Raw genomic sequence first — 22798 nt, 5'->3', positions numbered from 1 at the left:
CAGCTCGACAGCGCAGGACAACGGTGGCTGGGGTGGTGGCGGATGGGATCGGACGGGGCAAAGCCCTGGGGCGCCAGCGCAATCTGCGCGATTTCCTGGCGTTGCTGGAGAAACGCGGCCAACTGCGGCGCATCACGGCGCCGGTGGACCCGGATCTGGAACTGGCGGCCATCGCCGATCGGGTGCTGGCCATGGGCGGCCCGGCCCTGCTGTTCGAGAACGTGATCGGCTCCCCCATGCCGGTGGCGGTGAACCTGATGGGCACCGTGGAACGGGTGCTCTGGAGCATGGGCATGGAACGGCCCGAGGAGCTCGAGGCCCTCGGCGAGCGCCTGGCCCTGCTGCAGCAGCCCCGGCCGCCGAAGGGGCTCAAGGAGGTGATGACGTTCGGGGGGGTGTTCTGGGACCTGGTGAAGGCCAGGCCCGACCGCGACCTCACCCCCCCCTGCCACCAGCAGGTGCTGCGGGGCGAAGCGGTGAACCTGGAGCAGCTGCCCCTGCTGCGCCCCTGGCCGGGGGATGCGGGCGGGGTGATCACCCTGGGGCTGGTGATCACCAAGGACCCCGAAACCGGGGTCCCCAACGTCGGCGTCTACCGGCTGCAGCGCCAGTCGGTCAACAGCGCCACCGTGCACTGGCTGAGTGTGCGAGGCGGGGCCCGGCACCTGCGCAAGGCGGCGGCGCTGGGCCGCAAGCTCGAGGTGGCCGTCGCCATCGGGGTGCACCCACTGCTGGTGATGGCGGCGGCGACGCCGATTCCGGTGCAGCTGAGCGAATGGCTGTTCGCCGGCCTCTACGCCGGTGAGGGCGTGCGGCTGGCCCGCTGCAAGACCCTCGATCTGGAGGTGCCGTCCCACAGCGAAGTGGTGCTGGAGGGCACCATCACCCCCGGTGAGGTGCTCCCCGACGGCCCCTGCGGCGACCACATGGGCTTCTACGGCGGCGAGGAGGACTCGCCCCTGGTGCGCTTCCACTGCGTCACCCAGCGCCGTGAGCCGATCTTCCTGACCACCTTCAGCGGCCGCCCGCCGAAGGAGGAGGCGATGCTGGCGATCGCCCTGAACCGGATCTACACGCCGATCCTGCGTCAGCAGATCCCGGAGATCGTCGATTTCTTCCTGCCCATGGAGGGGCTCAGCTACAAGCTGGCGGTGATCGCCATCGACAAGGCCTACCCGGGCCAGGCCAAGCGGGCGGCGATGGCGTTCTGGAGCGCCTTGCCCCAGTTCACCTACACCAAGTTCGTGGTGGTGGTCGACAAGTCGATCGCGATCCGTGATCCGCGCCAGGTGATCTGGGCGATCAGTGCCCAGGTGGATCCCCAGCGTGACCTGTTCGTACTGGAGGACACCCCCTTCGACTCGCTCGACTTCGCCAGCGAGCGGCTCGGACTCGGGGGACGGCTGGCGATTGATGCCACCACCAAGATCGGCCCGGAGAAGCGCCACGACTGGGGCCAGGCCCTAGGCCGGGATGCGGCCCTGGAGGCGCGGGTGGATGGTCGCTGGAGCGAACTCGGCCTTGATGATCTGGGCCAGGGCGAGCCGGACCCCGCCCTGTTCGGCTACACCCTGGAGTACGTGCTGGAGCGCCTCGCCGCTGGCCACTGATGCTGCGCCGCAGCGGCATCTACGCCCTCAAGGCCCTGCTGGAGCTGGCCCTGGATCCACCGCGCTGGCAGTCGGTGAGCGCCCTGGCCCTGGCCCAGGACCTGCCCGCCCCGATGCTGGAGCAGTTGATGCTCAAGCTGCGCCGGGCCGCCCTGGTGGAGTCGCGGCGGGGCCGGCAGGGGGGCTACCGGCTGCGGCGCCTGCCCGCCGACCTGCCCCTGGCGGCGATCCTGGCGGCCGTCGACGCCCCGGCCGCCAGCCTGGTGGCCCCCCGGGAACCCGAGCAGGACCCCCAGCCCAGCGACCGGGTGACCCGGGTGCTCAACCGACGCCTGCTGCAGGCCCTGGAAAGGGAACTAGACCGCCTCACCCTGGAGGACCTGCTCTTCGATCTGCGCAGCGCCCGGGCGGCCTTCAGCGAATCCGGGGGGCTTCTGCTGGGCTGAGGCTGGCGACACCGATGAACATCACCGCCAGGTCCTGGTCAAAGTCCACCTGGAAGCCACCGGTGCGCCAGTAATGGAGCAGCCGGCCCAGGGTGCGCAGCGGACCACGGCCGAACAGATCCATGCCCTGCATCGCGATGGTGCTGAATCCACTGGCCACCAGCCAGCCACGCAGGGAAACGGGCGTCACGAACCGCTCCCAGTCGTGAACACCGGCCGGGATCAGCCGCAGCAACGTCTCCAGCAACCAGATCATGGTGAGCCGGGAGCGGAAGGTGCGATTGATGGTGTCGAAGCAGAAGCGACCTCCGGGGGCCAGAACCCTGGCCATCTCCGCGATCACGGCGTCCGGACGATCGACATGCTCCAGCACATCGACGCAGATCACCACATCGAAGCTTCCGGCCCCAAAGGGAAGCTGCTCCGCCATTCCCACCCGGTAGTCAATCTCCAGACCCGACGCCGCCGCATGGCTCCGGGCCGCTTCAATGCAGGGGCCGGAACGGTCGATGCCGCTCAGGCAGGCCCCCCGACGGGCCAGGAATTCACAGGTGTAGCCACCACCACACCCCACATCCAGAACACGCAGATTTCCCCACTGGGGAACGAATCGATCGAAAAAGAGAAAGCGAAGTGGATTGAGTTGGCTGAGCGGAAAGATGGTGGCGGTTTCATCCCACCAGCAAGCCGCCTGCTGATCGTAGAATGAAAGGTTGTTGCGCAGCAAGTTGATAGCGCCGTCGGTTTCGATCATTATCCCGACCCTCAACGAAGCCGCTCACCTGGGCCGCACCCTCACCCAGCTGGAGATCCTTGATCCGGCTGCCGAAGAGGTGATCGTGGTGGATGGCGGTAGCACCGATGCCACCTTGACCCTGGCCCACATGCACGGTTGCCGTGTGATCCGCTCGCAGCGGAAAGGGAGAGCGGTGCAGATGAACCGGGGAGCGGCGGCGGCCAGCGGGGAAATCCTCTGCTTCTTGCATGCCGACACGCTGGTGCCTTCGGATCTGGTGCAGCTGATGGCCACGACCCTGGCCGACCCGGCCGTCAGCTGCGGTGGCTTCCTTTCCCTGATGCGGGGCGCCCGTCGTACCCGCTGGGGCGTGAGCCTGCACAACGCCCTCAAGACCCATTACGCGGCGCTGCTGTTCCGGCCCCATCGCTACCTCCTGAACGGCTTCCGGGTGCTGTTCGGCGACCAGGTGATGTTCTGCCGCCGGCGCGACTTCGAGCGCTGCGGGGGCTTTGATGACACCCTGCCGATCATGGAGGACGCCGATCTGTGCGAACGGCTCGGCCGGCTGGGCCGCATCCGGCAGCTGAACCGGGTGGTGGAGTCCTCCGACCGCCGGGTGGTGCGCTGGGGGTCCTGGAAGGCCACAGGGATCTATCTGATGATCGGCCTGCTGTGGGGCCTGGGCGTGCCGGCCTCAAAGCTCAAACGCTTTTACGGCGAGATCTGCGATTGAGGCTCAGCCGTTGAGCGCCCAGTCGTAGGGGAGGTAGCTGAGCCTGACGCCAGCCGGCAACGCCAACTCCGGGAGGTAGCGGCCCACGTAGGCGGCGATGGAGGGCGCCACCGCCAGGAAGTCCTGGCGGTACCACTGGAAGATCCGGCTGCCGTGCAGGCGGCCGCTGGCCGAATCAAAGCGCAGCTTCTGTGGATCCTGCAGGAAGCGCAGGGTCTCCTCCTCCAGCTGGGCCTCGAGCCGCTCGGCCCGGTAGGCCTCCGGACGCAGCAGGGGGCAGCCGACAGCGGCGCAGACCAGGGCGAAATGAAGGCGGGGGTCGCCGAATCGAGGGCGAAGAATCTCGTGCTCGATGCGGTTGAGGCTGAGGGGCTGGCCCTGCAGGCTGATCACAGGCCGGGAAAAAAAAGCCAGGAACGCCGGCCAGTTGGGCACCCCTGCGATGGTGGGGCGAATCGAGGCCAGCGGGAAGCGCGCCAGCACCGCCTTGATCACCAAGGCGTTGTAAAGGTTGATCCACAGGGCCATGGCGTCGGCCCTGGAGTTGGGTTCCGGATCAAAGGGGCGCTGGGCCGCCAGCCAGTCCTCCAGTTCGGCCGCGCCCTGGCGCTGCCAGGCCCCGTAGTCCACCCGACCAGCGCCATCGACGTGGCGGCGGAGCAGGCCATCCAAGGCAGCAACGTCAGTCATGGGGCAACCCTTCGGAAGCCATCGTTCCATGCCCCTGCTGGGGACTGGTGATCCGTACCGGGGAGACGACGGCAGGACTTCCTACGCTGACGGGATGGAGCCCGCCCCTTCCCTGCCCGATCCCACCGGCCCGCTGCTGGAGGAGATCCTGGTGCCGCTGCTCCAGGACTACGCCGAGTCCTTCGATCGCGGCCTGCTGCTGCTGGAGCACTGCCCGGAGACGGTGATGGCCGCCGGCGACCAGGCCAACCTGGGCCAGCGGCTTGATGAGGCGCACCGGTCGCTGGCAGCGGCCCGGGCCCTACGAGCCGCTGCCCCCAAGCCGATGGGACTGGCCATGGAGACGATCACCGCCTGGCACCGGCTGGTGGTGGAGGTCTGGGGCCTGTCGTCCAAGCTGCGGGCGATCGGCATCCGACCCTGAACGAAGCGGCCAGGAACCGGTCGCTCCATAGGATCGCTCCACTTGGCGCCACACTGTTGTCCTCTTCCGCGGGCGTCGAAGCGAGCGTGGCCGCCCTGCCGGCGCCCCTGCTGCTGCCGGCCGGCGGCAGCCTGCTGGGGAGTTTGACGGTGCCCGGCGATAAATCCATTTCCCACCGTTCGCTCCTGTTCGGGGCGATCGCCGAAGGGCCCACCCGCATCGAAGGGCTCCTTCCCGCTGAAGACCCCCTCAGCACCGCCGCCTGCCTGCGGGCCATGGGCGTGACGGTCTCGGCGATCAGCGCCGGCCAGCCGGTGATCGTGGAGGGGGTGGGCCTCGACGGGCTGCAAGAGCCTGCCGACGTGCTCGACTGCGGCAACTCCGGCACCACCATGCGCTTGATGCTGGGGTTGCTGGCTGGCCGCGCCGGGCGTCACTTCGTGCTCACCGGAGATGCCTCCCTGCGTTCCAGGCCCATGGGCCGGGTGGGAATTCCCCTGGCTCACATGGGGGCCCAGATCCAGGGGCGCGAGAACGGCAATCTGGCCCCCCTGGCCGTGCAGGGCCAGACCCTCCACGGCGGTGTCATCGGCACGCCGGTGGCGTCGGCCCAGGTGAAGAGCGCCCTGCTGCTGGCCGCCCTGACGGCAAGCGGTCCCACCACCGTGATCGAACCGGCCCCCACCCGCGACCACAGCGAGCGGATGCTGCGGGCCTTCGGCGCCGACCTCGTGGTGGATGGCGACCAGGGCCGCTTCATCACCGTGAAGCCCGGCCCGAGCCTGCGGGGCCAGACGGTGGTGGTCCCCGGCGACATCAGTTCGGCCGCCTTCTGGCTGGTGGCGGCGGCGATCACCCCGGGGGCCGATCTCACAGTTGAAAACGTAGGCCTCAACCCCAGCCGCACCGGCATTCTCGATGTGCTGGCCGAGATGGGCGCCCGCCTCAGCGTGCTCAACGCCCGCGATGTGGCCGGCGAGCCAGTGGGGGATCTGCGCGTGCAGCACGGCCCCCTGCGGGCCTTCCGCATCGAGGAACCGATGATCCCCCGCCTGGTGGATGAGATCCCTGTGCTGGCGGTGGCGGCCTGCTGCGCCGAGGGGGTGAGCCGCATCAGCGGCGCCGCCGAGCTGCGGGTGAAGGAGACCGATCGGCTGGCGGTGATGGCCCGCCAGCTGACGGCCATGGGGGCCAGGCTCGAGGAGCACGCCGATGGCCTCAGCATCGAAGGCCCCACCCCGTTGCACGGAGCAGAGGTGGACAGCGAAACCGATCACCGGGTGGCGATGAGCCTGGCGGTGGCCTCCCTGGTGGCCCGCGGCGACACCCGCCTGGGGCGGGCGGAGGCGGCCGCCGTCTCCTACCCCGGCTTCTGGGAGGACCTGGCCCGCCTGCGCCACTGAGCCGGCTGTTGCTTAGGGCCACGGAGAGCGATCAACGCACTGGGCTGCTCCTTAGGGCACCGGTAGATTCCGGCGCAGACACCCCGCCGCCGCCGATGCTCGCCGTTGCCGTCCTGGCCGCCGGGAAAGGGACCCGCATGAAGAGTGCCCTGCCGAAGGTGCTCCAGCCCCTGGCCGGCGCCACCCTGGTGGAACGGGTGCTGGGCAGCTGTCACCGGCTCGCCCCCGACCGCCAGCTGCTGGTGGTCGGCCACCAGGCCGAGCGGGTGGAGCGCACCCTGGCTGGCGTGGAGGGGCTGGAATGCGTCCTGCAGCAGCCCCAGAACGGCACCGGCCACGCGGTGCAGCAACTGCTCCAACCCCTGGCGGGCTTCGAGGGCGAGCTGCTGGTGCTCAACGGTGATGTGCCCCTGCTGCGACCGGAAACCTTGGAGCAGCTGCTGGCCCGCCATCGCGCCAGTGGCGCCGCGGTGACCCTGCTCACCGCCCGGCTGGCCGACCCCAGCGGCTACGGCCGCGTCTTCGCCGATGGGGCGGGACAGGTGAGCGGCATCGTGGAGCACCGCGACTGCACGGCCGAGCAGCTCGGCAACACACTCACCAATGCGGGGATCTACTGCTTCGACTGGGCCCGCCTTGCCGCCGTGCTGCCCAGCCTGAGCAGCGACAACGACCAGGGCGAGCTCTACCTCACCGACACCGTGGCCCTGTTGCGGCCGGCCATGCACCTGGCGGTGGACGACCCCAACGAGGTGGCCGGCATCAACGACCGCCAGCAGCTGGCCCACTGCGAGGCGGTGCTGCAGGAGCGGCTGCGGCGCCACTGGATGGCGGAGGGGGTGAGCTTCACCGATCCCACCAGCTGCACCCTCAGCGAGCACACCCGTTTCGGCCGCGACGTGCTTGTGGAGCCCCAGTGCCATTTCCGCGGGGTCACCAGCATCGGCGAGGGCTGCCGTATCGGCCCCGGCTGCCTGATCGAGAACAGCCACCTAGCCGCCGACGTGGAGGTGCTCCATTCGGTGCTGCGCGACAGCCACGTGGAACCCGGCTGCGTCATCGGGCCGTTCGCCCAGCTGCGGGCCGGAACCCACCTGGCCGCCGGCTGCCGCATCGGCAATTTCGTGGAAGTCAAGAACAGCCAGCTGGGGGAGGGCTGCAAGGCCAACCACCTCAGCTACCTGGGTGATGCCGATCTTGGCGCTGATGTGAACATCGGCGCCGGCACGGTGACCGCCAACTTCGACGGGGTGCGCAAGCACCGCACCGTGATCGGCGGCGGCAGCAAGACCGGTGCCAATTCGGTGCTGGTGGCGCCGATCACCCTCGGGGCCGGAGTCACGGTGGGGGCCGGCTCCACCCTCACCAAGGACGTGCCCGCCGGGGCCCTGGCCCTGGGCCGGGCCCGCCAGCTGGTGAAGGAGAACTGGAAGGCCGCCAGCCCCCGGCAGCAGCAGGGGGTGGCGGGGTGATTCCCGGATTCCTGCCCTAATCTCAGCCCAGGATCTCATTGGACCCATGGCCGTCAACCCCGTCATCTGGTTCGAGCTCTACGTCGACGACATGGCCCGGACCCGGGCCTTCTACGAAACCGTGTTTGAGGTGAGCCTGGAATCCATGGGCGAGGCGGACATGGAGTATTTCGCCTTCCCGATGCAGGACGACCAGGTGGGGGCCGGAGGCGCCCTGGCGAAGATGGAGGGCATGGCCCCGGGGGGAGGCGGCACCCTGATCTATTTCCACTGCGACGATTGCGCCGTGGAAGAAAGCCGGGTGGCGGCCGCCGGCGGCACGGTGCTCAAAGCCAAGATGTCGATCGGCGCCTACGGCTTCATGAGCCTGGTGCTCGACAGCGAAGGCAACAGCATCGGGCTGCACTCGCAGGCGTGAGCCTCAGCCGCCCCGACGCCAGGTATGAAACCGTTCCAGTAGGGCCAGGGTGCGCTGGGGGGCATGGGCTTTCTTCCAGGCACCGGCGGCGTACTTGTTGGCTTCCGCCAGGGTGGGATAGGCGTGGATCGCCCCCATCACCTTGCCCAGGCCCAGGTTCCATTGCATCGCCAGCACGAATTCAGCCAGCAGCTCCCCGGCCTGCTCCGCCACGATCGTGACGCCCAGAATCCTGTCCTTGCCAGGCACAGTGAGCACCTTGACGAAGCCGGTTTCGGCCGATTCGACGATGGCCCGATCCAGCTCGGCCAGGGCAAAGCGGGTGACCTCGAAGGCCACCCCCTGCTCCATTGCCTCGGATTCGTTCAGCCCCACCCGGGCCACCTCCGGGTCGGTGAAGGTGGTGCGCGGAATGACGCGGCCATCGACGGCGAAGCGCACCGGATCAAACAGACCGTTGACGGCCGCGTACCAGGCCTGATGGGCGGCCGTGTGGGTGAACTGCCAGGGGCCGGCCGCATCCCCGGCGGCATAGATGTTGGGGTAGAGGGTCTGAAGATGGGGGCTGGTGTCGATGGTGCGGCCGGTGGGGATGCCCAGGGCCTGCAGACCATGGCCCTCCAACCGGGCCTGGCGGCCCACGGCACAGAGCAGCTCGTCGGCCTCGACGCAGGTGCCGCCACCGCAATCCTGGAAGTGAACCTGCACGCCGCCCTCGGCCGTGGGCTCGACGCGCTCCACGCGGCATCCGGTGTGCACCCGCACGCCGTCGCGCTCCAGCACCTCGCGCAGCAGCGCCCCCACCTCGGGATCTTCCCGCGGCAGGAGCCGGGCGTTGCGCTGCAGCAAGGTCACGGGCAGGCCCAGCTGGGCCAGGGCCTGGGCCAATTCGCAGCCGATCGGCCCGCCGCCCAGCACCACCAGGCTGGGCCGGGGGGAGCGGTGCTCGGCCAGCGCGTCCCAGAGGGTCTCGCTGGTAAGCGCACGCACCGTGTCGATGCCGGCCAGCGCAGGGATCACCGGGGCGGCCCCGGTGGCCAGAACGATGGCGCGGGCCGACAGCACGGTTTCGGTGCCATCAGCGGCGGTGATCGCCACCTGCCAGGGGCTCACCAGACGGGCCTGGCCGAGGCGCACATCCACGCCCAGGGCGGTGTAGCGCTCGACGCTGTCGTGGGGGGCAATGGCCGCCACCTTCTGCCGCACCCTCTCCAGCACCCGGCGCAGATCCACCTGGAGCTCCTGGGGGCTGAGGCCATAGCGGTCGGCATGGCGTAGGCGCGCGGCGAGGCGGGCGCTGCTGATCAGGGCCTTACTGGGCACACAGCCGGTGTTGAGGCAGTCCCCGCCCATGCGGGCCCGCTCGATCAGGGTCACCTTCGCCCGCACGGTGGCGGCGATGTAGGCGGTGACCAGGCCGGCCGCGCCGGCGCCGATCACGATCAGGTTGCGATCAAAAACACGGGGCCGGCTCCAGGGGCGGTAGAGCCGCCAGAGCCGCCAGCGGCCCAGCAGCAGCTTGACGATCCAGGGCAGCAGGCCCAACAGGGCGAAGGAACCGAGCAGGGCCGGCGAGAGGAGACCCGTCAGGCTCGTGAGCTGGCCCAGCTGGGTGCCGGCATTCACGTACACCAGGGTGGCCGGCAGCATGCCCAGCTGGGAAACGAAGGCAAAGGGCAGCAGCCGCATGGGGGTGAGTCCCATCAGCAGATTCACCAGAACGAACGGAACCACCGGCACCAGCCGCAGACTGAGCAAGTAGCTGGCACCGTCACTCCGGACACCCGCCTCGATCGGCCCCAGACGGGAGCCGAAGCGGCGGCGCACGGGCTCCCGCAACAGGGTGCGGGCCAGCAGGCAGGCCGCCGTGGCGCCGAGGGTGGAGCCGAGCGACACCAGCAGCGTGCCCTGGAGCAGGCCGAAGACGGCGCCCCCCGCCAGGGTGAGCACGGTGGCGCCCGGCAGGGAGAGGCCCGTGACCAGCACGTACACCAGCAGATACCCGGCAGCGGTGGCCAGCGGGGCCGCCTGGCGCCAGGCCACGAGCTGGCTACGGGAGGCCTGCAGCGCAGCGAGATCCAGCTGGCGATACCAGCCCTGGCTGAAAAACAGGGTCACCCCAACCACCAACAGGGCGATCAACAGGAGGCGTGTCACGGGTGCGCCGGGGGGGGCCGCCTGGGCTGGGGAGCTCATGGCTGGCTCCCCTGGGGCACGATCGGCGGTGGACGCTGGATCACCGGTGCCGCGGCCGCGAGGATCTCGCCGCGGTCGCCGCTCATGGGCGGGACGATGCGCTCGCCGTTGATCAGCCGCTTGGTGCGTTTGGCCGTTTCCCCGGTGGCGACGACATGACGCTCCCAACCTTCGGTGTAAAGGGCCCCCCAGGGACCCAGATCGAGGATGGTGGTGTACCAATCGATCCGCAGCGGCAACAGCGGCAGGCCCAGCAGATCGCAGACCGCGTTGTGCCCGGCAAACCGGCCCATGGGCCGGCCGTGCTGACAGGACATGACCGAGGTGTGGCCATCACCCAGCGCCAGATTGGCGCTGTCGCCTGCGGCGAACACATCCCTGAGCCCCTCGACCCGCAGGAAGGCATCGACCGGAAGGCGACCGAGGCCATCGGTGGCCACCCCACAGCCAGCGGTGAGCGGGCTGGCCCGCATTCCGGCACACCAGACCACCGTTGACGAGGCCAGGACCTCACCGGAATCGAAGCGGATCGAGGAGCCATCGAGGCCGTCCACCCGCACGCCGAGGGACACCTCCACCCCGAGGGCCGCCAGGGCCTGCTCAATCACCGGCCGCGCCGCATCACCCATGTCGGAGCCCACTGTGGGGTTGTGATCCACCAGGACAACCCGCAGCGGCTGGGCCAGGCCGGCGCGCTCCTGAACGGCCCGCAGCCGTGCCGGCAGCTCGCAGGCGGCCTCAATCCCGGTCAGACCGGCCCCCACCACCACGGCCGTGAACTGGCCGGGTGCTTCGGGGTGCTGCGCCAAGGCCTCCAGGTGCTGCGCGAGCCGGAAGGCGCCGCCATAGGTGTCGACATCGAAGCCGTGCTCTGCCAGGCCCGGGACCTTGGGCCGCAGCAGCTGGCTGCCCAGGGCGAAGACCAGCCGGTCATAGGCAAGGATCTGGGGGCCAGACTCCGCCAGCACCGTGACGGTCCGGGCGGCCAGATCGATGGGGCCGACCTCCCCCACCAGCCAGCGGACACCGGCGGGAGCCAGCACCGCCGCCAGGGGGACCCTGAGTGGTGTGAGGTCGGGCTCGTAATTGCGCACACGAATGCCATGGAAAGCGTCGCGGTTGATGAGCAACACTTCGATGCTGTCCTGGCCGATGCCCAGCTGGTCCAGCTGCCGGGCAGCCGAAAGGGCACTCCAGAGTCCGGCGAAGCCACCGCCCACGATCAGAATTCGCTGGGCTGCCATCACGTGTCTCCGGCAAAGGACGAAGGACTCACTGGAAATGGATCAGCCCGTTTAATACTAACTGAGGCTGCACAGATTCGTGTGGATCCCGACAATTCGAGCCAGGTCGCTGGGGATGGACGAACAGAAACGCTTTAGCCTTGATCCAAGCGGCCTGAAAGTGTTACGAAGCCCCTCAATCGTCCTCTGAACACGGGATAGACGTCACTTGTGGAGCAACAGCACAAGCAGCCCGATCAGCCGCTCTGCCCACGCTCTTCCAGGACCCCGATGAACCTGACGATTCAGTCTGGGCGCCAGGTCAGGCTCCTGGGACGGCCGGCCAGCCAAGGGCGATGGCTCCTGATTCCCCTGGGCATGGTGATCCTGCTCTGTCTGGGCAGTGTGTAGTCCTGGAGCCTCTTCAGAACCCCATTGGAGCAGGCGCTGGGGATGGGCGCGACGCAAAGCCTGATGCCGTTCACTGTCGTGCTGGTGTTCTAAGCGGCGCTGAAGCCCTTGACTGGCTTTTATCTGTCCCGCCTCGGAATCCGCCTGACGACAGCGGTCGGCGGCATCATCGTTGGCCTGGGCTACATTCTTTCAAGCTTTGCCACCCAGGTGGGAGAGCTTGTTGTCAGCTACGGAATCATTGGAGGGCCAGGGATTGGCATTGTCTATGGGGTTCCGATTCTGGTGGTCTCCGGATGGTTTCCTGATAAGAAAGGGTTGGCCGTTGGACTGACGATCATTGGCTTTGGGCTCTCCCCACTGATCACCGCCCCCCTCGCCAACCACCTCATCGAGGCCTATACGGTGAGGCCCACCCTGCGCCTTCTTGGCAGCGCCATGATGGTGATCATCGTGGCCCTGTCCTTCACCATGAAGCTGCCACCCAAGACAAGACCTGGCAACCCCAGCCAGTCCTTGCCCAGCCGGCGGTCGCTTCAGCTCCCCATCATCCGACAAGCCTCTTCAGGAACAGATCCTTCTATGGCCTATGGATCTGCTACGTCATTGGTACGCTCGTAGGGTTGAGTGCGATCGGCATTCATCCAGCCGTGGCGGCCACCAGCGGACTGAAGATCCCACCCCTCAGCCGCCAGTGGCCCCCAGCCCCGAGTGCCGGATCAGGGCCTCCGGGCTGGGGGCCCGGCCCCGGAAGGTTTCAAACACCTCGCCGGGGTGGCGGCTGCCGCCGAGGCTGAGCACCGTCTCGCGGAAGCGGCGGCCGGTGGCCTGGATCGCCGCCTCATTCTCCAGGCCCACCTCTTCGAAGGCGCTGAAGGCATCGGCGCTGAGCACCTCGGCCCACTTGTAGGAGTAGTAGCCGGCGGAATAGCCGCCGGCAAAGATGTGGCCGAAGGAGCAGAGAAAGGCATCTTCTTCGATCGGCTCCAGCACGGTGGTGGTGGCGGCGATCTCGCGGCGCAGCTGTTCCGGCGTCTGGCCGCATTCCGGGGTCCACTGGCTATGGAGGCGCAGGTCGGTGAGGGCGAAGTGCACCTGGCGCAGGGTGGCGGCACCGCCCATGAAGGTGCGGGCGGCCCGGAGCTTGGCGAACTCCGCCTCCGGCAACGGTTCACCGCTCTGCCAGTGGCGGGCCATGCCCATCAAGGTGGCGTGGTCGTAGCACCAGTTCTCCATGAACTGGCTTGGCAGCTCCACCGCATCCCATTCCACGTTGTTGATGCCGGCCGCCTGGGGACGCTCCACCGTGGTGAGCATGTGCTGGAGGCCGTGGCCGAATTCGTGGAACAGGGTCTCCACCTCCTCGAAAGTCATCAGGCTGGGGGTGTCACCCACCGGTGGGCTCTGGTTGCAGACCAGGTAGGCCACGGGCAGGACGGGCGCGCCCGTCCCGTCCACGGAGCGCGCCAGGCACTCATCCATCCAGGCGCCACCGCGCTTGCTGCCCGGCCGGCTGTAGGGGTCCAGATAGAAGGCCGCCAGGGGCTGGCCGCTGCTGGCGTCATCGACGCGGAAGAAACGCACATCCGGATGCCAGACGGGCGCCTCGCCATCGGCGGGGTGGATGTGGAGGCCGAACAGGCGGTCGCAGAGGCCGAACAGGCCCTCAAGCACCCGGGGCAGGGGGAACCAGGGCCGCAGGGCCTCGCTGTCGAGATCGAACGCCTCCTGGCGCCGCACTTCCGCCCAGAAGCTGACGTCCCAGGGCTTGAGATCCGCCGCCTCGGCCGCCCCCTCCCGAGCCGCACAGGCGCGCAACGCCTCCAGTTCCAGCAGGGCCACCGGGTAGGCGGCGGTGCGCAGGTCCTCCAGCAGGGCCTCCACCTCGGCCACCGAACCGGCCATCTTCGAAGCCAGGCTCACCTCGGCCCAGGAGCCATGGCCGAGCTGGTGGGCCTGCTCACGGCGCAGGCTGAGAATCCGCTCGATCGCGGGCCAGTTGCCATCGGATTCGCCCGAGGCGCGGCTGACGTGGGCCTTGTAGGCAATCTCCCGCAGGTCTCGGCGGCGGCTGTACTTCAGGAACGGGCCGAAGCGGGGCATGTCGAGCCCGAGCAGCCAGGGCCCCGCAGCGGCCGTGGCCTGGCCATCGCCGGCATCGCGGGCGGCCTGGGCCAGCTGCTCCCTGAGGCTCTCGGGCAGGCCCAGCACCTCGGCGGGATCCGTGAGCCTGAGGGTCCAGCTGTTGGTGGCATCCAGCACCCGGTTGCCGAAGCCGGTGGCCAGCTCCGCCAGCGCCTGGCTGGCAGCGTTGAAGGCCTCCTGGGCGGCGCCCTCCAGGCCGACGCCCCTCAGCTCCATGTCCCGCAGTTCCGCCGTGAGGATGCGCTCCTGGGTGGCATCCAGCCCCCCCTGGCCCTGGAGGCGGCGCAGGGCCTCGTAGAGCACCCGGCTCTGGCCGGCACGGTTGCCGAAGGCCACCACCGCCGCCTGCTGGCTGGCGTGGGCCTCCCGCAGTTCAGTGCTATTGCAAACGCCGTTGAGGTGGCTCACCACCCCCCAGCTCCAGCGCAGCCGTTCGCCCAGGCGGTGCAGGGGATCCATCACTTCGGCCCAGCTGAGGGGTCTTGCGGCCGCCGCCGCCTCAGTCAGATCCGCCTCGACCCGATCCAGCTCCGCCCCAAGGCCAGTCAGTAGCTCGGGGATGTGGGCCCGCACCTGATCCGGGGTGATGGCCTCGAAGTGGGGCAGTCCCTCTCCGGCCAGCAGGGCAGGGGGGCTCTGGAGGGTGCTGGTCATCGCCGGGCGGCCGCTGCGGTGGAAGATCCCATTTCAGCCCACCCCGGCGCAGGGGTGCGGGTCAGCCGAGGGCGGCCAACCGTCCCATGGCCACGGCCCCCTGGCTGGCCAGCTCGGCGGCCAGACCATTGGTGCTGGCCTCATAAAGGTCGATCGCCACCCGCGGCCAGAAACCGATCACCAGGGTGGGCACCAGCAGGCTGAGGCCGATCAGCAGCTCCCGGGGCTTCATATCGCCCACCACCGCCAGGGCCGGAATCCGGGGACCGAAGAAGACCCGCCTGCACAAGGAGAGCAGGTACACAGGGGTGAGCACCAGGCCGATGGCAGCCAGGACGATGGCGATGACGCGGAAGCCGACCGTGAAGCCCTCGTAGGAGGTGACCCCAAGAAACACGGTGATCTCGCTGATGAAGCCACTCATCCCCGGCAGGGCCAGGGAGGCCAGGGAGCTGGCCAGGAAGAAGGCGAAGGTGATCGGCAGCACCTTGGCCAGACCACCCATGTTGGGGATCGAAAGGGTCTCGGTGCGCTCGTAAAAGACGCCGGTGACAAAGAACATCGCCGCGGCGATCAGCCCATGGCTGATCATCTGCAGCATGGCGCCGCTCATGCCGAGGGCATCAATGGCGCCGATCCCCAGAAGCACGAAGCCCATGTGGCTCACCGAACTGCAGGCAATGCGGCGCTTGACGTTGTCCTGGGCGAAGGCGTTGAGGGCGCCGTAGATGATGTTGATGATCCCCAGCACGATAAGGGCCGGCGCCAGCCTCAGGTGCACCTCGGGGAGCATCTGCACGTTGAAGCGCAGCAGGGCATAGCCGCCCATCTTGAGCAGCACCCCCGCCAGCAGCATCGACACCGGCGCGTTGGCTTCGCCATGGGCGTCAGGCAACCAGGTGTGCAACGGGAACATCGGTAACTTCACGCCGAAGCCCACCAGGAAACCCAGATAACAGAGCAGGCCGAAGGTGCCGCCCGGGGAGCGGGCCGCCAGCTCGCTGAGGTTGAGGGTGAAGCTGTCGCCGGAGAGGGCCAGGGCCAGGCCGCTGATCAGGATCAGCAGGGAGGCCGTGGCCGTGTAGAGGATGAACTTGGTGGCGGCGTACTGGCGTTGCTTGCCGCCCCAGATGGCGATCAACAGATACACCGGCACCAGTTCGAGCTCCCAGGCCAGGAAGAACAACAGGAAATCCTGGGAGAGGAACACCAGGCTCTGGGCCGTGGCCTGAACCAGGAGCAGGCCGAAATAGAGGCGTGTCTTGAGGCGGATGTTCCAGCTGGCCGCCACCGAGAGCAGGGTGACCAGCCCGCTGAGGACCACCAGGGGGGCCGAGAGCCCATCGGCGGCCAGGGACCATTCCAGGCCGAGGGCCGGCACCCAGGACACCCGTTCCACCAGCTGAAGCTCGCTGAGACCGCCATCGAAATGACGGGCGAACACCCACAGGATCAGGGCGAAATCCACGCCAAGCACCCCGAGGGCCACGGTGCGGGGCAGGCGGGGGTCGCTGCCGTCGCCAGGCAGCAGGGGCATCACCAGGGCTGCCGTGGCCGGCAGCAGCACGATGAGGCTGAGCCAGGGAAATCCGGCACCTTCAGAGAGTCCGGCGGGAAACGTAGAGGACGCGAGCGAAAGCGGCAGGCTGGCGTCCATCACTGTGCGGTGCTCCAGGCAGGAAGTATGACGGGGGACTCGACCTCAGTGGCAGGCCTCCCTTGGGCGCAGAGCTTATCAACTGGGTAGTTGTACCCATTGGAGCGCTCTTCTAGTCGGCAGCGATGACCTGTGGGCGGCTGGCCTCGACCAGGGGTGCCCAGGTGCTGCCGCCCTCCTGGAGTCCGAGCACGGCGCTGTGGCTGCTCACCCCCTCCCCCTGCCAGGCGCCGGTCATGGCCTGCCCCACCGCCTCGGCCCGATCGGCAGGAGCCAGGGCCAGCAGGCTGGGGCCGGCGCCGCTGATCACGCAGCCCCAGGCCCCGGTCTCCAGGGCCGCCTCCCGCACGGCCCGGCCCCCCTGGATCAGCCCCCAGCGATAGGGCTCGTGAATGCGGTCGTGCATGCCATCGGCGATCAGGTCACCATTGCCGGTGCGCAGCCCCTGCAGCAGCAGGGTGAGGGCCCCCAGATTCATCACCGCATCGCTGATCGGGATGCTGCGCGGCATGGCGCGGCGGGCCTCGCTGGTGCTCAGCCGGATCGTGGGAATCGCCACCACCGCCTTCACCAGCGGGTTCCATTCGCAGCGCACCACCCGCCAGCGGTGGGAGGCGGCCCGCGCCGTCAGGCACAGGCCCCCCAGCAGGGACGGGACCACGTTGTCGGGATGGCCTTCGATGTCGATGGCCAGCTCCAGCAGCTTTTCCCGGCTGAGTGGTTCCCCCATCAGGGCATTGGCGCCGATCAGACCCGCCACGATGGCGGTGGCGCTGCTGCCCAGACCCCGGGCGGGGGGAACCGCCAGCTGCACCCGCGCCTCCAGGGCCACCGCCTCCAGCCCCACCTCGCGCCAGACCCGCTGGGCGGAGCGGTAGACGAGGTTGTCGGGGCCGCCGCGCAGATGGGCCCCCTCCGGGCCCTCGATGATCAGCTCGAAGCGCTCACCGCCCCCCTCGATCACGCGCAGCTCGAAGCGGTTGCCGAGGGCCAGGGCGGCGCCGAGGCAATCGAATCCTGGGCCGATGTTGGCGGTGGTGGCCGGAACCTCCACTACCACCCCCTGGCCAATCTGGGGCTGAACCATACGTGACCTGTCGTTGGGCTCAGTGTTGCAGCCGACCCTGTGGTGTGCTGGCCTCAGCCCAGCAGCATCCGGGCGCGGCAGGCGGCGCTGAAGCTCCCCACCGCCGGATCCACCACGGCGGTGATTGGCACGGGCTCCAGGGTGGAGCGCAGGCGCCCCTTGTTCAGAAAGGGCTCCAGGAAGGTGCTCGAGCGCAGGCCGTCGAGCAGCTTGGCGGCCGTGCCGCCGGCCAGCCAGACCCCGCCCCGGCTCAGGGCGGCCAGGGCCAGATCGCCGCAGACGCTGCCGTAGGCTCCGAGCCACAGGTCCAGGGCGTCGGCCGCCAGACGGTCGCCGGCGGCGGCGGCCATCGCCACCTCGGCGGGTAGGTCGGACTGGGCAGGCCCATCATCGGCCGCGCTCCAGAGCCGGGCGTGCGCGCTGAGGGGATGGTCGCCATCGGGGTGGCGGCAACGCAGGAGCCAACGGGCCACATGGCCCAGGCCGGTGCCACTGACCACCCGCTCGATCGAGACCCGCGCGAGGGACAGATCGGCTTGGAGCCACTGCTTCAGCTCCCATTCCTGCTGGCTGCGGGGGGCGAATTCCCCGTGGGCCGCTTCGCTGGGGATGGCCCGCAGACCAGTGGCGCTGGGCAGGCCCATGGCCACCCCAAGGCCGGTGCCGGCCCCCAGCACCAGCAGCGGCGCCTGCGGGTCGCGGCGACCATCACGCACCGGCGCCACCTGGCCAGGCTGGAGATGGGGCAGGCCGTAGATCAGCACGGCGAAGTCGTTGACCAGCTCCACCGCCGGCAGACCGCACCCGCGGGCCAGGGCCTCGGCATCGAGCCGCCAGGGGAGGTTGGTGAGCTGGGCCTGCCCCCCCTGCACCGGTCCGGCCACGGCAAAACAGGCGGCCGCCGGTGGCGTTTCGGCCACCGCTCCGGCGCCGGCCAGGAAGTGGCGCACCATCGGGGCCAGGTCGTCCCAGGCCGCCGAGACGAACCGCTCCTCCAGCAGCAGCTCGAGCCGGTCCGCGCCCGAGTGCCAGAGGCTCAGCAGGGTCTTGGTACCGCCGATGTCGCCCGCCAGCAGGAGGCTCATGCCAGGGCCAGGGTGGCCAGCCGGCTGGCATTCGCGGCCGAAGCGGCGGACACCAGGGCCTCAGCCTCGACGCTGCCCAGATCCCCCTGGCGGCGACTGCGCAGGCTGACGCTGCGGGTTTCGGCTTCCCGGGCACCAATCACCCCCAGCACGGGGATCTTCATCTGCTCGCCGTTGCGGATCAGCTTGCCGAGCCGATCGCCGCTGTGGTCGATGCCGGCGCGGATGCCGGCGGCCACCAGCTGACCCTTGAGCTCTTCGGCCCAGGGGAGGGCGTCGTCGGTGACCGGCAGCAGCCGCACCTGCTCGGGGGCGAGCCAGAAGGGGAAATCACCGGCGTAGTTCTCCACCATCACGCCGAAGAAACGCTCCAGGGAGCCGAAGATGGCGCGGTGGATCATGATCGGCCGCGAGCGGCTGCCATCGGCCGCCACGTAGTGGAGATCGAAGCGCTCCGGCAGGTTGAAGTCGAGCTGGATGGTCGAGCACTGCCACATCCGGCCGATGGCGTCCTCGATCTTGAGATCGATCTTGGGGCCATAGAAGGCGCCGCCCCCCTCGTCCACCTTGTAGGCCCAGCCCTTGCGCTCCAGGGCCTCGACCAGGCCGGCGGTGGCCAGCTCCCAGACGGCGTCCTCGCCGATCGACTTCTCCGGACGGGTGGAGAGATGGATCTCGTAGCTGCGGAAGTCGAAGGTGGAGAGGATGCGCTCGGTGAGGTTGAGAACCCGCAGGATCTCATCGGAGATCTGCTCCGGCAGGCAGAACACGTGGGCGTCGTCCTGGGTGAAGCCGCGCACCCGCATCAACCCATGCATCACCCCTGGTCGTTCGTAGCGGTACACCGTGCCGAGTTCGGCCCAGCGGATCGGCAGCTCCCGGTAGGAACGCAACCGGCTGGCGTAGGTGAGCACATGGAAGGGGCAGTTCATCGGCTTGAGCTGGTACTGCCGCTCATCCACCACCATCGGCCCGAACATGCTCTCGCTGTAGAAATCGAGGTGACCCGAGGTCTTCCAGAGGTTGAGGTCGGCCACGTGGGGGGTGTACAGCAGCTCGTAGCCGTCCTCGAAGTGGGCCGCCCGCCAGAAGTCCTCGATCAGCAGCCGCATGCGGGCGCCGCGGGGGTGCCAGAACACCAGGCCGGCACCCGCCTCCTCCTCGATCGAGAAGAGGTCCAGGTCGGTGCCGAGGCGCCGGTGGTCGCGGCGCAGGGCCTCCTCCTTGCGCCGCTTATGTTCCGCCAGCTGGTCCGGGGTCTCCCAGGCGGTGCCATAGATGCGCTGCAGCTGGGCGCGTTTCTCGTCGCCGCGCCAGTAGGCCCCGGCCACGCTCTCGAGGGCGAAGGCCTTGGGGTGGAGCTCGCCGGTGTGGGCCACATGCGGACCGGCGCAGAGGTCCCACCATTGGTCCCCCAGGGTGTAGAGGGTGATCGGCTCGGTCAGACCGGCCAGGATCTCCAGCTTGTAGGGCTCGTTCTGGGCCCGGATGCGGCGCTCCGCCTCCTCCCTGCTCACCTCGATGCGCTCCAGGGGCAGCTTGCGGGCGATGATCTTGCCCATCTCCTTCTGGATCGCCTTCAGATCAGCCTCGGTGAAGGGCTCCGGGTTGTCGAAGTCGTAGTAAAAGCCGCTCTCGGTCCAGGGACCGATGGTGACCTGGGCCCGGGGGAAGAGCTTCTGCACCGCCATGGCGAGCACATGGCTCATCGAGTGGCGAATCCGCAGCAGCTGGGGGCTTTGACTCGTTTTCGGCAGCACCATGGCGGCGCCATCGGAAGCTCCGCCGCTGGAGGGGGTGGGGCTGGAGGCCGGTGGCACTGGCGAAGGGGACGCGGACGGCATGGAGGGCACCTGTTCAAGGCATGGTATCGAGGCTCGGCAGCGGCCCTAAGTTGGATGTGCTGAGCACCCTGATGGCTGCCCGACCCACGCCAGGACCCGTCCAGAGCCCACAACAGCGGCCAGTCCCCAGCCGTCCCGCGGGGTTGGCGCTCAACCCTGCGTCCGAGCGGCGCAGCGTGGCGCTCAGCTATCTGCTGTGGTGCACCTGCCTGGTGGGGCTGTGCGGCCTGCAGCGCTTCTACAACCGCAAGCCCCTGAGCGGCACGCTCTGGCTGCTCACCTTCGGGCTCTGCGGCATCGGCCAGCTGCTGGACCTGGTGCTGGTGCCCGACATGGTGCGGCAGGCCAATCAGTCCCTGCTGCTGGAGGAGGCCCTGGCGGACAGCGATACGGCGTCCTACCCGCCGATCGAACGGCAATTGCTGCAGCTCGCCCGACGGGCCGGCAAGGCTGGCTTCACCCTCAACGACGCGTTGCTGGATCTCCAGCTTCCTGCCCAGGCCAACAGCAGCGTGGTCAGCGCCGAGGTTGAGCGTCTGCTGCTCAACCACCTGCTCGATGTGGGCAACGACGAACGGGGCCGTGTGGTGTACCGGGAACCCTGAACCGGCTCAGGCGCTGGTGAGCCGGCGCAAGGGATCCAACTCACGCTGGTAGAAGCGCTGCAGCTCACTGCGGTCTTTCACCGGCTGGCCGTAATGGCTGACGCCCTCCAGCGTCGGCAGGGAAGCCCATTCCGGTGCCAACCGGGCCAGCACCTCGGCCGTGAGCCCATGGCGATCGAAGCTTTGCAGCGCGGGGTCGGCTCTGAGGAAAACTTGAATTAGCAGACGGGAATGGGGGGCGCTCCCAGTTACACCCAGGACGAACCATCAGTTGTCGTGATCAATACTTAACGATTGATTCACACTTTCCGGCGGCGCCTTTCCAGAGGGGGAACCGCTCGCTTCAATCCAAAGCCAGAAATCCCAGGGCGCTGCGCACCCGCTGCAGTGTTGCTCCGGCCACGGCCGCAGCCCGCTCCCTTCCGTCACGAAGAACGGCCTCGAGTGTGGCCGGATCGCTGCGCAGCTCGACGTAACGCTGCTGCACGGGCCGCAGGGCTTCCACCGTGGCCTCCGCCAGCAGAGGCTTGAAACCACCCCAGCCCATCGAGGCGCACTCCGCCGCCGCCCGCTCACGACCGAGGCCGGACACCAGGGCATAGAGCCCGAGCAGGTTGTCGGCTTCTGGCCGCTCCGGATTGCCGAACTCCAGGCCCACGACCGGATCGGTCTTGGCCCGCTTGATCTTGCGGGTGATGAGCTCGGGGTGGTCCAGCAGGGTGATGCGGGAGCCCTCGTTGGGGTCGCTCTTGCTCATCTTGGCGCTGCCGTCGGTGAGGCTCATCACCCGGGCCCCCTCCTTCAGGATCAGGGGCTCGGGCACCTTGAGGATGGGATGTTCGAGATCCGGCGCGTAGCGGGCGTTGATGCGCTGCTGGGCGATGTCGCGGGCCAGTTCGAGGTGCTGCTTCTGGTCTTCTCCCACCGGCACCAGATCGGCGTCATAGAGAAGGATGTCGGCGGCCATCAGCACCGGGTAATCCAGCAGGCCGACGGAAACGTTGTCGCCCTGCTTGAGCGCCTTCTCCTTGAACTGGATCATGCGCTCCAGCCAGTTGAGCGGCGTGACGCAATTGAGCAGCCAGCAGAGTTCGCTGTGGGCGCTGACCTGGCTCTGGGCGAAGACGGTGGCCCGCTGCGGGTCAATGCCGCAGGCCAAGTAGAGGGCGGCGGTGGTGAGGGTGTCCTCCGCCAGACGCTTCGGATCGTGGGGCACCGTGATCGCGTGCAGGTCGACCACGCAGAAGAAGGTCTCGTGACTGTCCTGCAGATCCACCCAGTTACGGATCGCCCCGAGCCAGTTGCCGAGATGCAGAGCGCCGGTGGGCTGGACACCGGAGAGCACCCGGGGCCGTGCCGGAGCGGTCCTGGGCTGGCTCACGCGTCCGGGGTGGCGTCGACCTCGGGTTCGGAAGCGGCTACCGGAGCTTCACCAGGCTCCGGGAGGGCGTCCGGGGCCACCTCGACGGAATCGGGTGTCTCATCGACGGAATCCGGGGCCACCTCCTCGGCAGGGGCTTCGGGTTCACTCACTTCGACCGGAGCCGCCGGCTTGCTGGGCCGGGCAAAGGGATCAATCCGGGCAGCGCCCTGGCCGCCACGGCCGCCGGAGCGGGGTTGGCCGTCGCCGCCGATGACGCGGCGGGGCTCACCACCCCCGCCGCGGGGTGCCGGAGCGCGGGAACCCGCCTGAGCCCGGCTCTCGGCGACCAGGGCCTCGAGCTGCCCCTTCTCCAGCTGGTCGGCAAGGGTGCGCAGGGCAAAGCCCAGCACTGCCACGGTGGAGCGCAGGCCGAAGGCGTCCTGGAGGGCGCGGGCCGCCTGCAGTTCGTTGTCGCTCAGACGGATGCGGAAGCCACCCGGCTCCCGGTTGCCCCCCGAACGGCTGCCCCGCTCGGGGGAGTCCCCACGGCCGGAGCCCACGGGAAAAGGAGTGTTGGTGTCGTCGCCCATGGC

21 protein-coding genes are annotated in these 22798 nt (G+C 68.8%); 9 read left to right on the top strand and 12 right to left on the bottom strand.

Annotated elements, in window-relative coordinates; genetic code table 11:
* Nucleotides 1-23 precede the first annotated feature (23 nt).
* Together KBZ33_RS05815 and KBZ33_RS05810 are read left to right on the top strand one after the other, a co-directional pair.
* Nucleotides 24-1610, top strand: coding sequence for a UbiD family decarboxylase (locus KBZ33_RS05815; RefSeq protein WP_255011590.1), 1587 nt, complete (start codon nucleotides 24-26; stop codon nucleotides 1608-1610).
* Nucleotides 1610-2056, top strand: a complete 447-nt coding sequence (locus tag KBZ33_RS05810) for an Rrf2 family transcriptional regulator (protein WP_254951228.1) — start codon at nucleotides 1610-1612, stop codon at nucleotides 2054-2056. The genes KBZ33_RS05815 and KBZ33_RS05810 overlap by 1 nt, the downstream gene beginning before the upstream one ends.
* Here the strand turns inward: KBZ33_RS05810 and ubiG are convergent.
* A complete protein-coding gene (ubiG, locus tag KBZ33_RS05805; RefSeq protein ID WP_254951229.1) occupies nucleotides 2025-2810 on the bottom strand; it encodes a bifunctional 2-polyprenyl-6-hydroxyphenol methylase/3-demethylubiquinol 3-O-methyltransferase UbiG in 786 nt (261 codons plus the stop codon). The two genes, KBZ33_RS05810 and ubiG, sit on opposite strands and share 32 nt — an antisense overlap.
* Between ubiG and KBZ33_RS05800 the strand changes: the two genes are divergently transcribed.
* Nucleotides 2785-3528 carry a TIGR04283 family arsenosugar biosynthesis glycosyltransferase gene (locus KBZ33_RS05800; protein ID WP_255011589.1) on the top strand — a complete coding sequence of 248 codons (744 nt, stop codon included), beginning with the start codon at nucleotides 2785-2787 and terminating at the stop codon, nucleotides 3526-3528. The two genes, ubiG and KBZ33_RS05800, sit on opposite strands and share 26 nt — an antisense overlap.
* Nucleotides 3529-3531: 3 nt before the next feature.
* Here the strand turns inward: KBZ33_RS05800 and KBZ33_RS05795 are convergent, their stop codons facing one another.
* Entirely contained in the window at nucleotides 3532-4218 is a 687-nt protein-coding gene (locus KBZ33_RS05795; protein ID WP_254951234.1) for a DUF547 domain-containing protein, read from the bottom strand.
* A 28-nt stretch (nucleotides 4219-4246) separates the two neighbouring features.
* Between KBZ33_RS05795 and KBZ33_RS05790 the strand changes: the two genes are divergently transcribed.
* The 4 genes from KBZ33_RS05790 to KBZ33_RS05775 all read left to right on the top strand — a co-directional run bounded on the left by KBZ33_RS05790 (nucleotide 4247) and on the right by KBZ33_RS05775 (nucleotide 7935).
* Nucleotides 4247-4642, top strand: coding sequence for a DUF2605 family protein (locus KBZ33_RS05790; RefSeq protein WP_255011584.1), 396 nt, complete (start codon nucleotides 4247-4249; stop codon nucleotides 4640-4642).
* Nucleotides 4643-4698: 56 nt separating this feature from the next.
* On the top strand, nucleotides 4699-6045 hold the full coding sequence (gene aroA / locus KBZ33_RS05785; protein WP_396108030.1) for a 3-phosphoshikimate 1-carboxyvinyltransferase: 1347 nt from the start codon (nucleotides 4699-4701) through the stop codon (nucleotides 6043-6045).
* A 95-nt stretch (nucleotides 6046-6140) separates the two neighbouring features.
* Nucleotides 6141-7517: a bifunctional UDP-N-acetylglucosamine diphosphorylase/glucosamine-1-phosphate N-acetyltransferase GlmU gene (gene glmU / locus KBZ33_RS05780; protein WP_254951238.1), complete on the top strand. Its 1377-nt coding sequence runs from the start codon at nucleotides 6141-6143 to the stop codon at nucleotides 7515-7517.
* Between the two features lie 46 nt (nucleotides 7518-7563).
* The gene (locus tag KBZ33_RS05775) at nucleotides 7564-7935 is read left to right on the top strand and encodes a VOC family protein (RefSeq protein WP_254951240.1); all 372 of its coding nucleotides are present in this window, start codon (nucleotides 7564-7566) and stop codon (nucleotides 7933-7935) included.
* A 3-nt stretch (nucleotides 7936-7938) separates the two neighbouring features.
* Here KBZ33_RS05775 and KBZ33_RS05770 read toward each other — a convergent pair whose 3' ends face one another.
* Together KBZ33_RS05770 and KBZ33_RS05765 are read right to left on the bottom strand one after the other, a co-directional pair.
* Nucleotides 7939-10131, bottom strand: coding sequence for an FAD-dependent oxidoreductase (locus KBZ33_RS05770; protein ID WP_254951242.1), 2193 nt, complete (start codon nucleotides 10129-10131; stop codon nucleotides 7939-7941).
* On the bottom strand, nucleotides 10128-11375 hold the full coding sequence (locus KBZ33_RS05765; RefSeq protein WP_254951244.1) for an NAD(P)/FAD-dependent oxidoreductase: 1248 nt from the start codon (nucleotides 11373-11375) through the stop codon (nucleotides 10128-10130). Before KBZ33_RS05765 ends, KBZ33_RS05770 begins: the two co-directional genes overlap by 4 nt.
* Before the next feature lie 498 nt (nucleotides 11376-11873).
* On the opposite strand from KBZ33_RS05765, the gene KBZ33_RS05760 reads away from it, so the two are divergent.
* Nucleotides 11874-12386, top strand: coding sequence for an MFS transporter (locus KBZ33_RS05760; RefSeq protein WP_254951246.1), 513 nt, complete (start codon nucleotides 11874-11876; stop codon nucleotides 12384-12386).
* 63 nt (nucleotides 12387-12449) lie between these two features.
* On the opposite strand, the gene KBZ33_RS05755 is transcribed toward KBZ33_RS05760, so the two are convergent.
* From KBZ33_RS05755 to thrS, 5 genes are all read right to left on the bottom strand, one after another.
* A complete protein-coding gene (locus tag KBZ33_RS05755) occupies nucleotides 12450-14564 on the bottom strand; it encodes a M3 family metallopeptidase (protein WP_254951247.1) in 2115 nt (704 codons plus the stop codon).
* 61 nt (nucleotides 14565-14625) lie between these two features.
* Nucleotides 14626-16221, bottom strand: coding sequence for an NAD(P)H-quinone oxidoreductase subunit 4 (locus KBZ33_RS05750; RefSeq protein WP_254951249.1), 1596 nt, complete (start codon nucleotides 16219-16221; stop codon nucleotides 14626-14628).
* Between the two features lie 112 nt (nucleotides 16222-16333).
* Complete coding sequence (gene thrB, locus KBZ33_RS05745; protein ID WP_254951251.1) at nucleotides 16334-17308, bottom strand: homoserine kinase; 975 nt, start codon at nucleotides 17306-17308, stop codon at nucleotides 16334-16336.
* A 53-nt stretch (nucleotides 17309-17361) separates the two neighbouring features.
* Nucleotides 17362-18393, bottom strand: coding sequence for a glucokinase (gene glk / locus KBZ33_RS05740; protein ID WP_254951252.1), 1032 nt, complete (start codon nucleotides 18391-18393; stop codon nucleotides 17362-17364).
* The gene (thrS, locus tag KBZ33_RS05735) at nucleotides 18390-20237 is read right to left on the bottom strand and encodes a threonine--tRNA ligase (protein ID WP_396108025.1); all 1848 of its coding nucleotides are present in this window, start codon (nucleotides 20235-20237) and stop codon (nucleotides 18390-18392) included. Before thrS ends, glk begins: the two co-directional genes overlap by 4 nt.
* A gap of 143 nt (nucleotides 20238-20380) precedes the next feature.
* Between thrS and KBZ33_RS05730 the strand changes: the two genes are divergently transcribed.
* Nucleotides 20381-20842, top strand: a complete 462-nt coding sequence (locus KBZ33_RS05730; protein ID WP_254951254.1) for a TM2 domain-containing protein — start codon at nucleotides 20381-20383, stop codon at nucleotides 20840-20842.
* A gap of 6 nt (nucleotides 20843-20848) precedes the next feature.
* Here KBZ33_RS05730 and KBZ33_RS05725 read toward each other — a convergent pair whose 3' ends face one another.
* From KBZ33_RS05725 to KBZ33_RS05715, 3 genes are all read right to left on the bottom strand, one after another.
* Nucleotides 20849-20995: a hypothetical protein gene (locus tag KBZ33_RS05725; RefSeq protein ID WP_315859145.1), complete on the bottom strand. Its 147-nt coding sequence runs from the start codon at nucleotides 20993-20995 to the stop codon at nucleotides 20849-20851.
* Nucleotides 20996-21185: 190 nt separating this feature from the next.
* Nucleotides 21186-22223 (bottom strand): tryptophan--tRNA ligase, encoded by a 1038-nt coding sequence (gene trpS / locus KBZ33_RS05720; RefSeq protein ID WP_254951256.1) that lies wholly within the window; start codon nucleotides 22221-22223, stop codon nucleotides 21186-21188.
* Entirely contained in the window at nucleotides 22220-22795 is a 576-nt protein-coding gene (locus KBZ33_RS05715) for a hypothetical protein (RefSeq protein ID WP_254951258.1), read from the bottom strand. The genes trpS and KBZ33_RS05715 overlap by 4 nt, the downstream gene beginning before the upstream one ends.
* Between the last annotated feature and the right edge of the window lie 3 nt (nucleotides 22796-22798).

It is taken from the genome of Cyanobium sp. Cruz-8D1, assembly GCF_024345975.1.
GTDB lineage: Bacteria > Cyanobacteriota > Cyanobacteriia > PCC-6307 > Cyanobiaceae > Cyanobium.
The sequence above is the reverse complement of the archived record's forward strand: the minus strand, read 5'-3'. Positions and strand labels throughout refer to the sequence as shown.

What these genes read in the sequence shown, in the direction of transcription:
- KBZ33_RS05810 (WP_254951228.1), top strand. Translation starts at nt 1,610, where the DNA reads ATGCTGCGCCGCAGCGGCATCTACGCCCTCAAGGCCCTGCTGGAGCTG.
- ubiG (WP_254951229.1), bottom strand. Translation starts at nt 2,810, where the DNA reads ATGATCGAAACCGACGGCGCTATCAACTTGCTGCGCAACAACCTTTCA.
- KBZ33_RS05795 (WP_254951234.1), bottom strand. Translation starts at nt 4,218, where the DNA reads ATGACTGACGTTGCTGCCTTGGATGGCCTGCTCCGCCGCCACGTCGAT.
- KBZ33_RS05790 (WP_255011584.1), top strand. Translation starts at nt 4,247, where the DNA reads ATGCCCCTGCTGGGGACTGGTGATCCGTACCGGGGAGACGACGGCAGG.
- glmU (WP_254951238.1), top strand. Translation starts at nt 6,141, where the DNA reads ATGCTCGCCGTTGCCGTCCTGGCCGCCGGGAAAGGGACCCGCATGAAG.
- KBZ33_RS05775 (WP_254951240.1), top strand. Translation starts at nt 7,564, where the DNA reads ATGGCCGTCAACCCCGTCATCTGGTTCGAGCTCTACGTCGACGACATG.
- KBZ33_RS05770 (WP_254951242.1), bottom strand. Translation starts at nt 10,131, where the DNA reads ATGAGCTCCCCAGCCCAGGCGGCCCCCCCCGGCGCACCCGTGACACGC.
- KBZ33_RS05765 (WP_254951244.1), bottom strand. Translation starts at nt 11,375, where the DNA reads ATGGCAGCCCAGCGAATTCTGATCGTGGGCGGTGGCTTCGCCGGACTC.
- KBZ33_RS05755 (WP_254951247.1), bottom strand. Translation starts at nt 14,564, where the DNA reads ATGACCAGCACCCTCCAGAGCCCCCCTGCCCTGCTGGCCGGAGAGGGA.
- KBZ33_RS05750 (WP_254951249.1), bottom strand. Translation starts at nt 16,221, where the DNA reads ATGGACGCCAGCCTGCCGCTTTCGCTCGCGTCCTCTACGTTTCCCGCC.
- thrB (WP_254951251.1), bottom strand. Translation starts at nt 17,308, where the DNA reads ATGGTTCAGCCCCAGATTGGCCAGGGGGTGGTAGTGGAGGTTCCGGCC.
- glk (WP_254951252.1), bottom strand. Translation starts at nt 18,393, where the DNA reads ATGAGCCTCCTGCTGGCGGGCGACATCGGCGGTACCAAGACCCTGCTG.
- thrS (WP_396108025.1), bottom strand. Translation starts at nt 20,237, where the DNA reads ATGCCGTCCGCGTCCCCTTCGCCAGTGCCACCGGCCTCCAGCCCCACC.
- KBZ33_RS05715 (WP_254951258.1), bottom strand. Translation starts at nt 22,795, where the DNA reads ATGGGCGACGACACCAACACTCCTTTTCCCGTGGGCTCCGGCCGTGGG.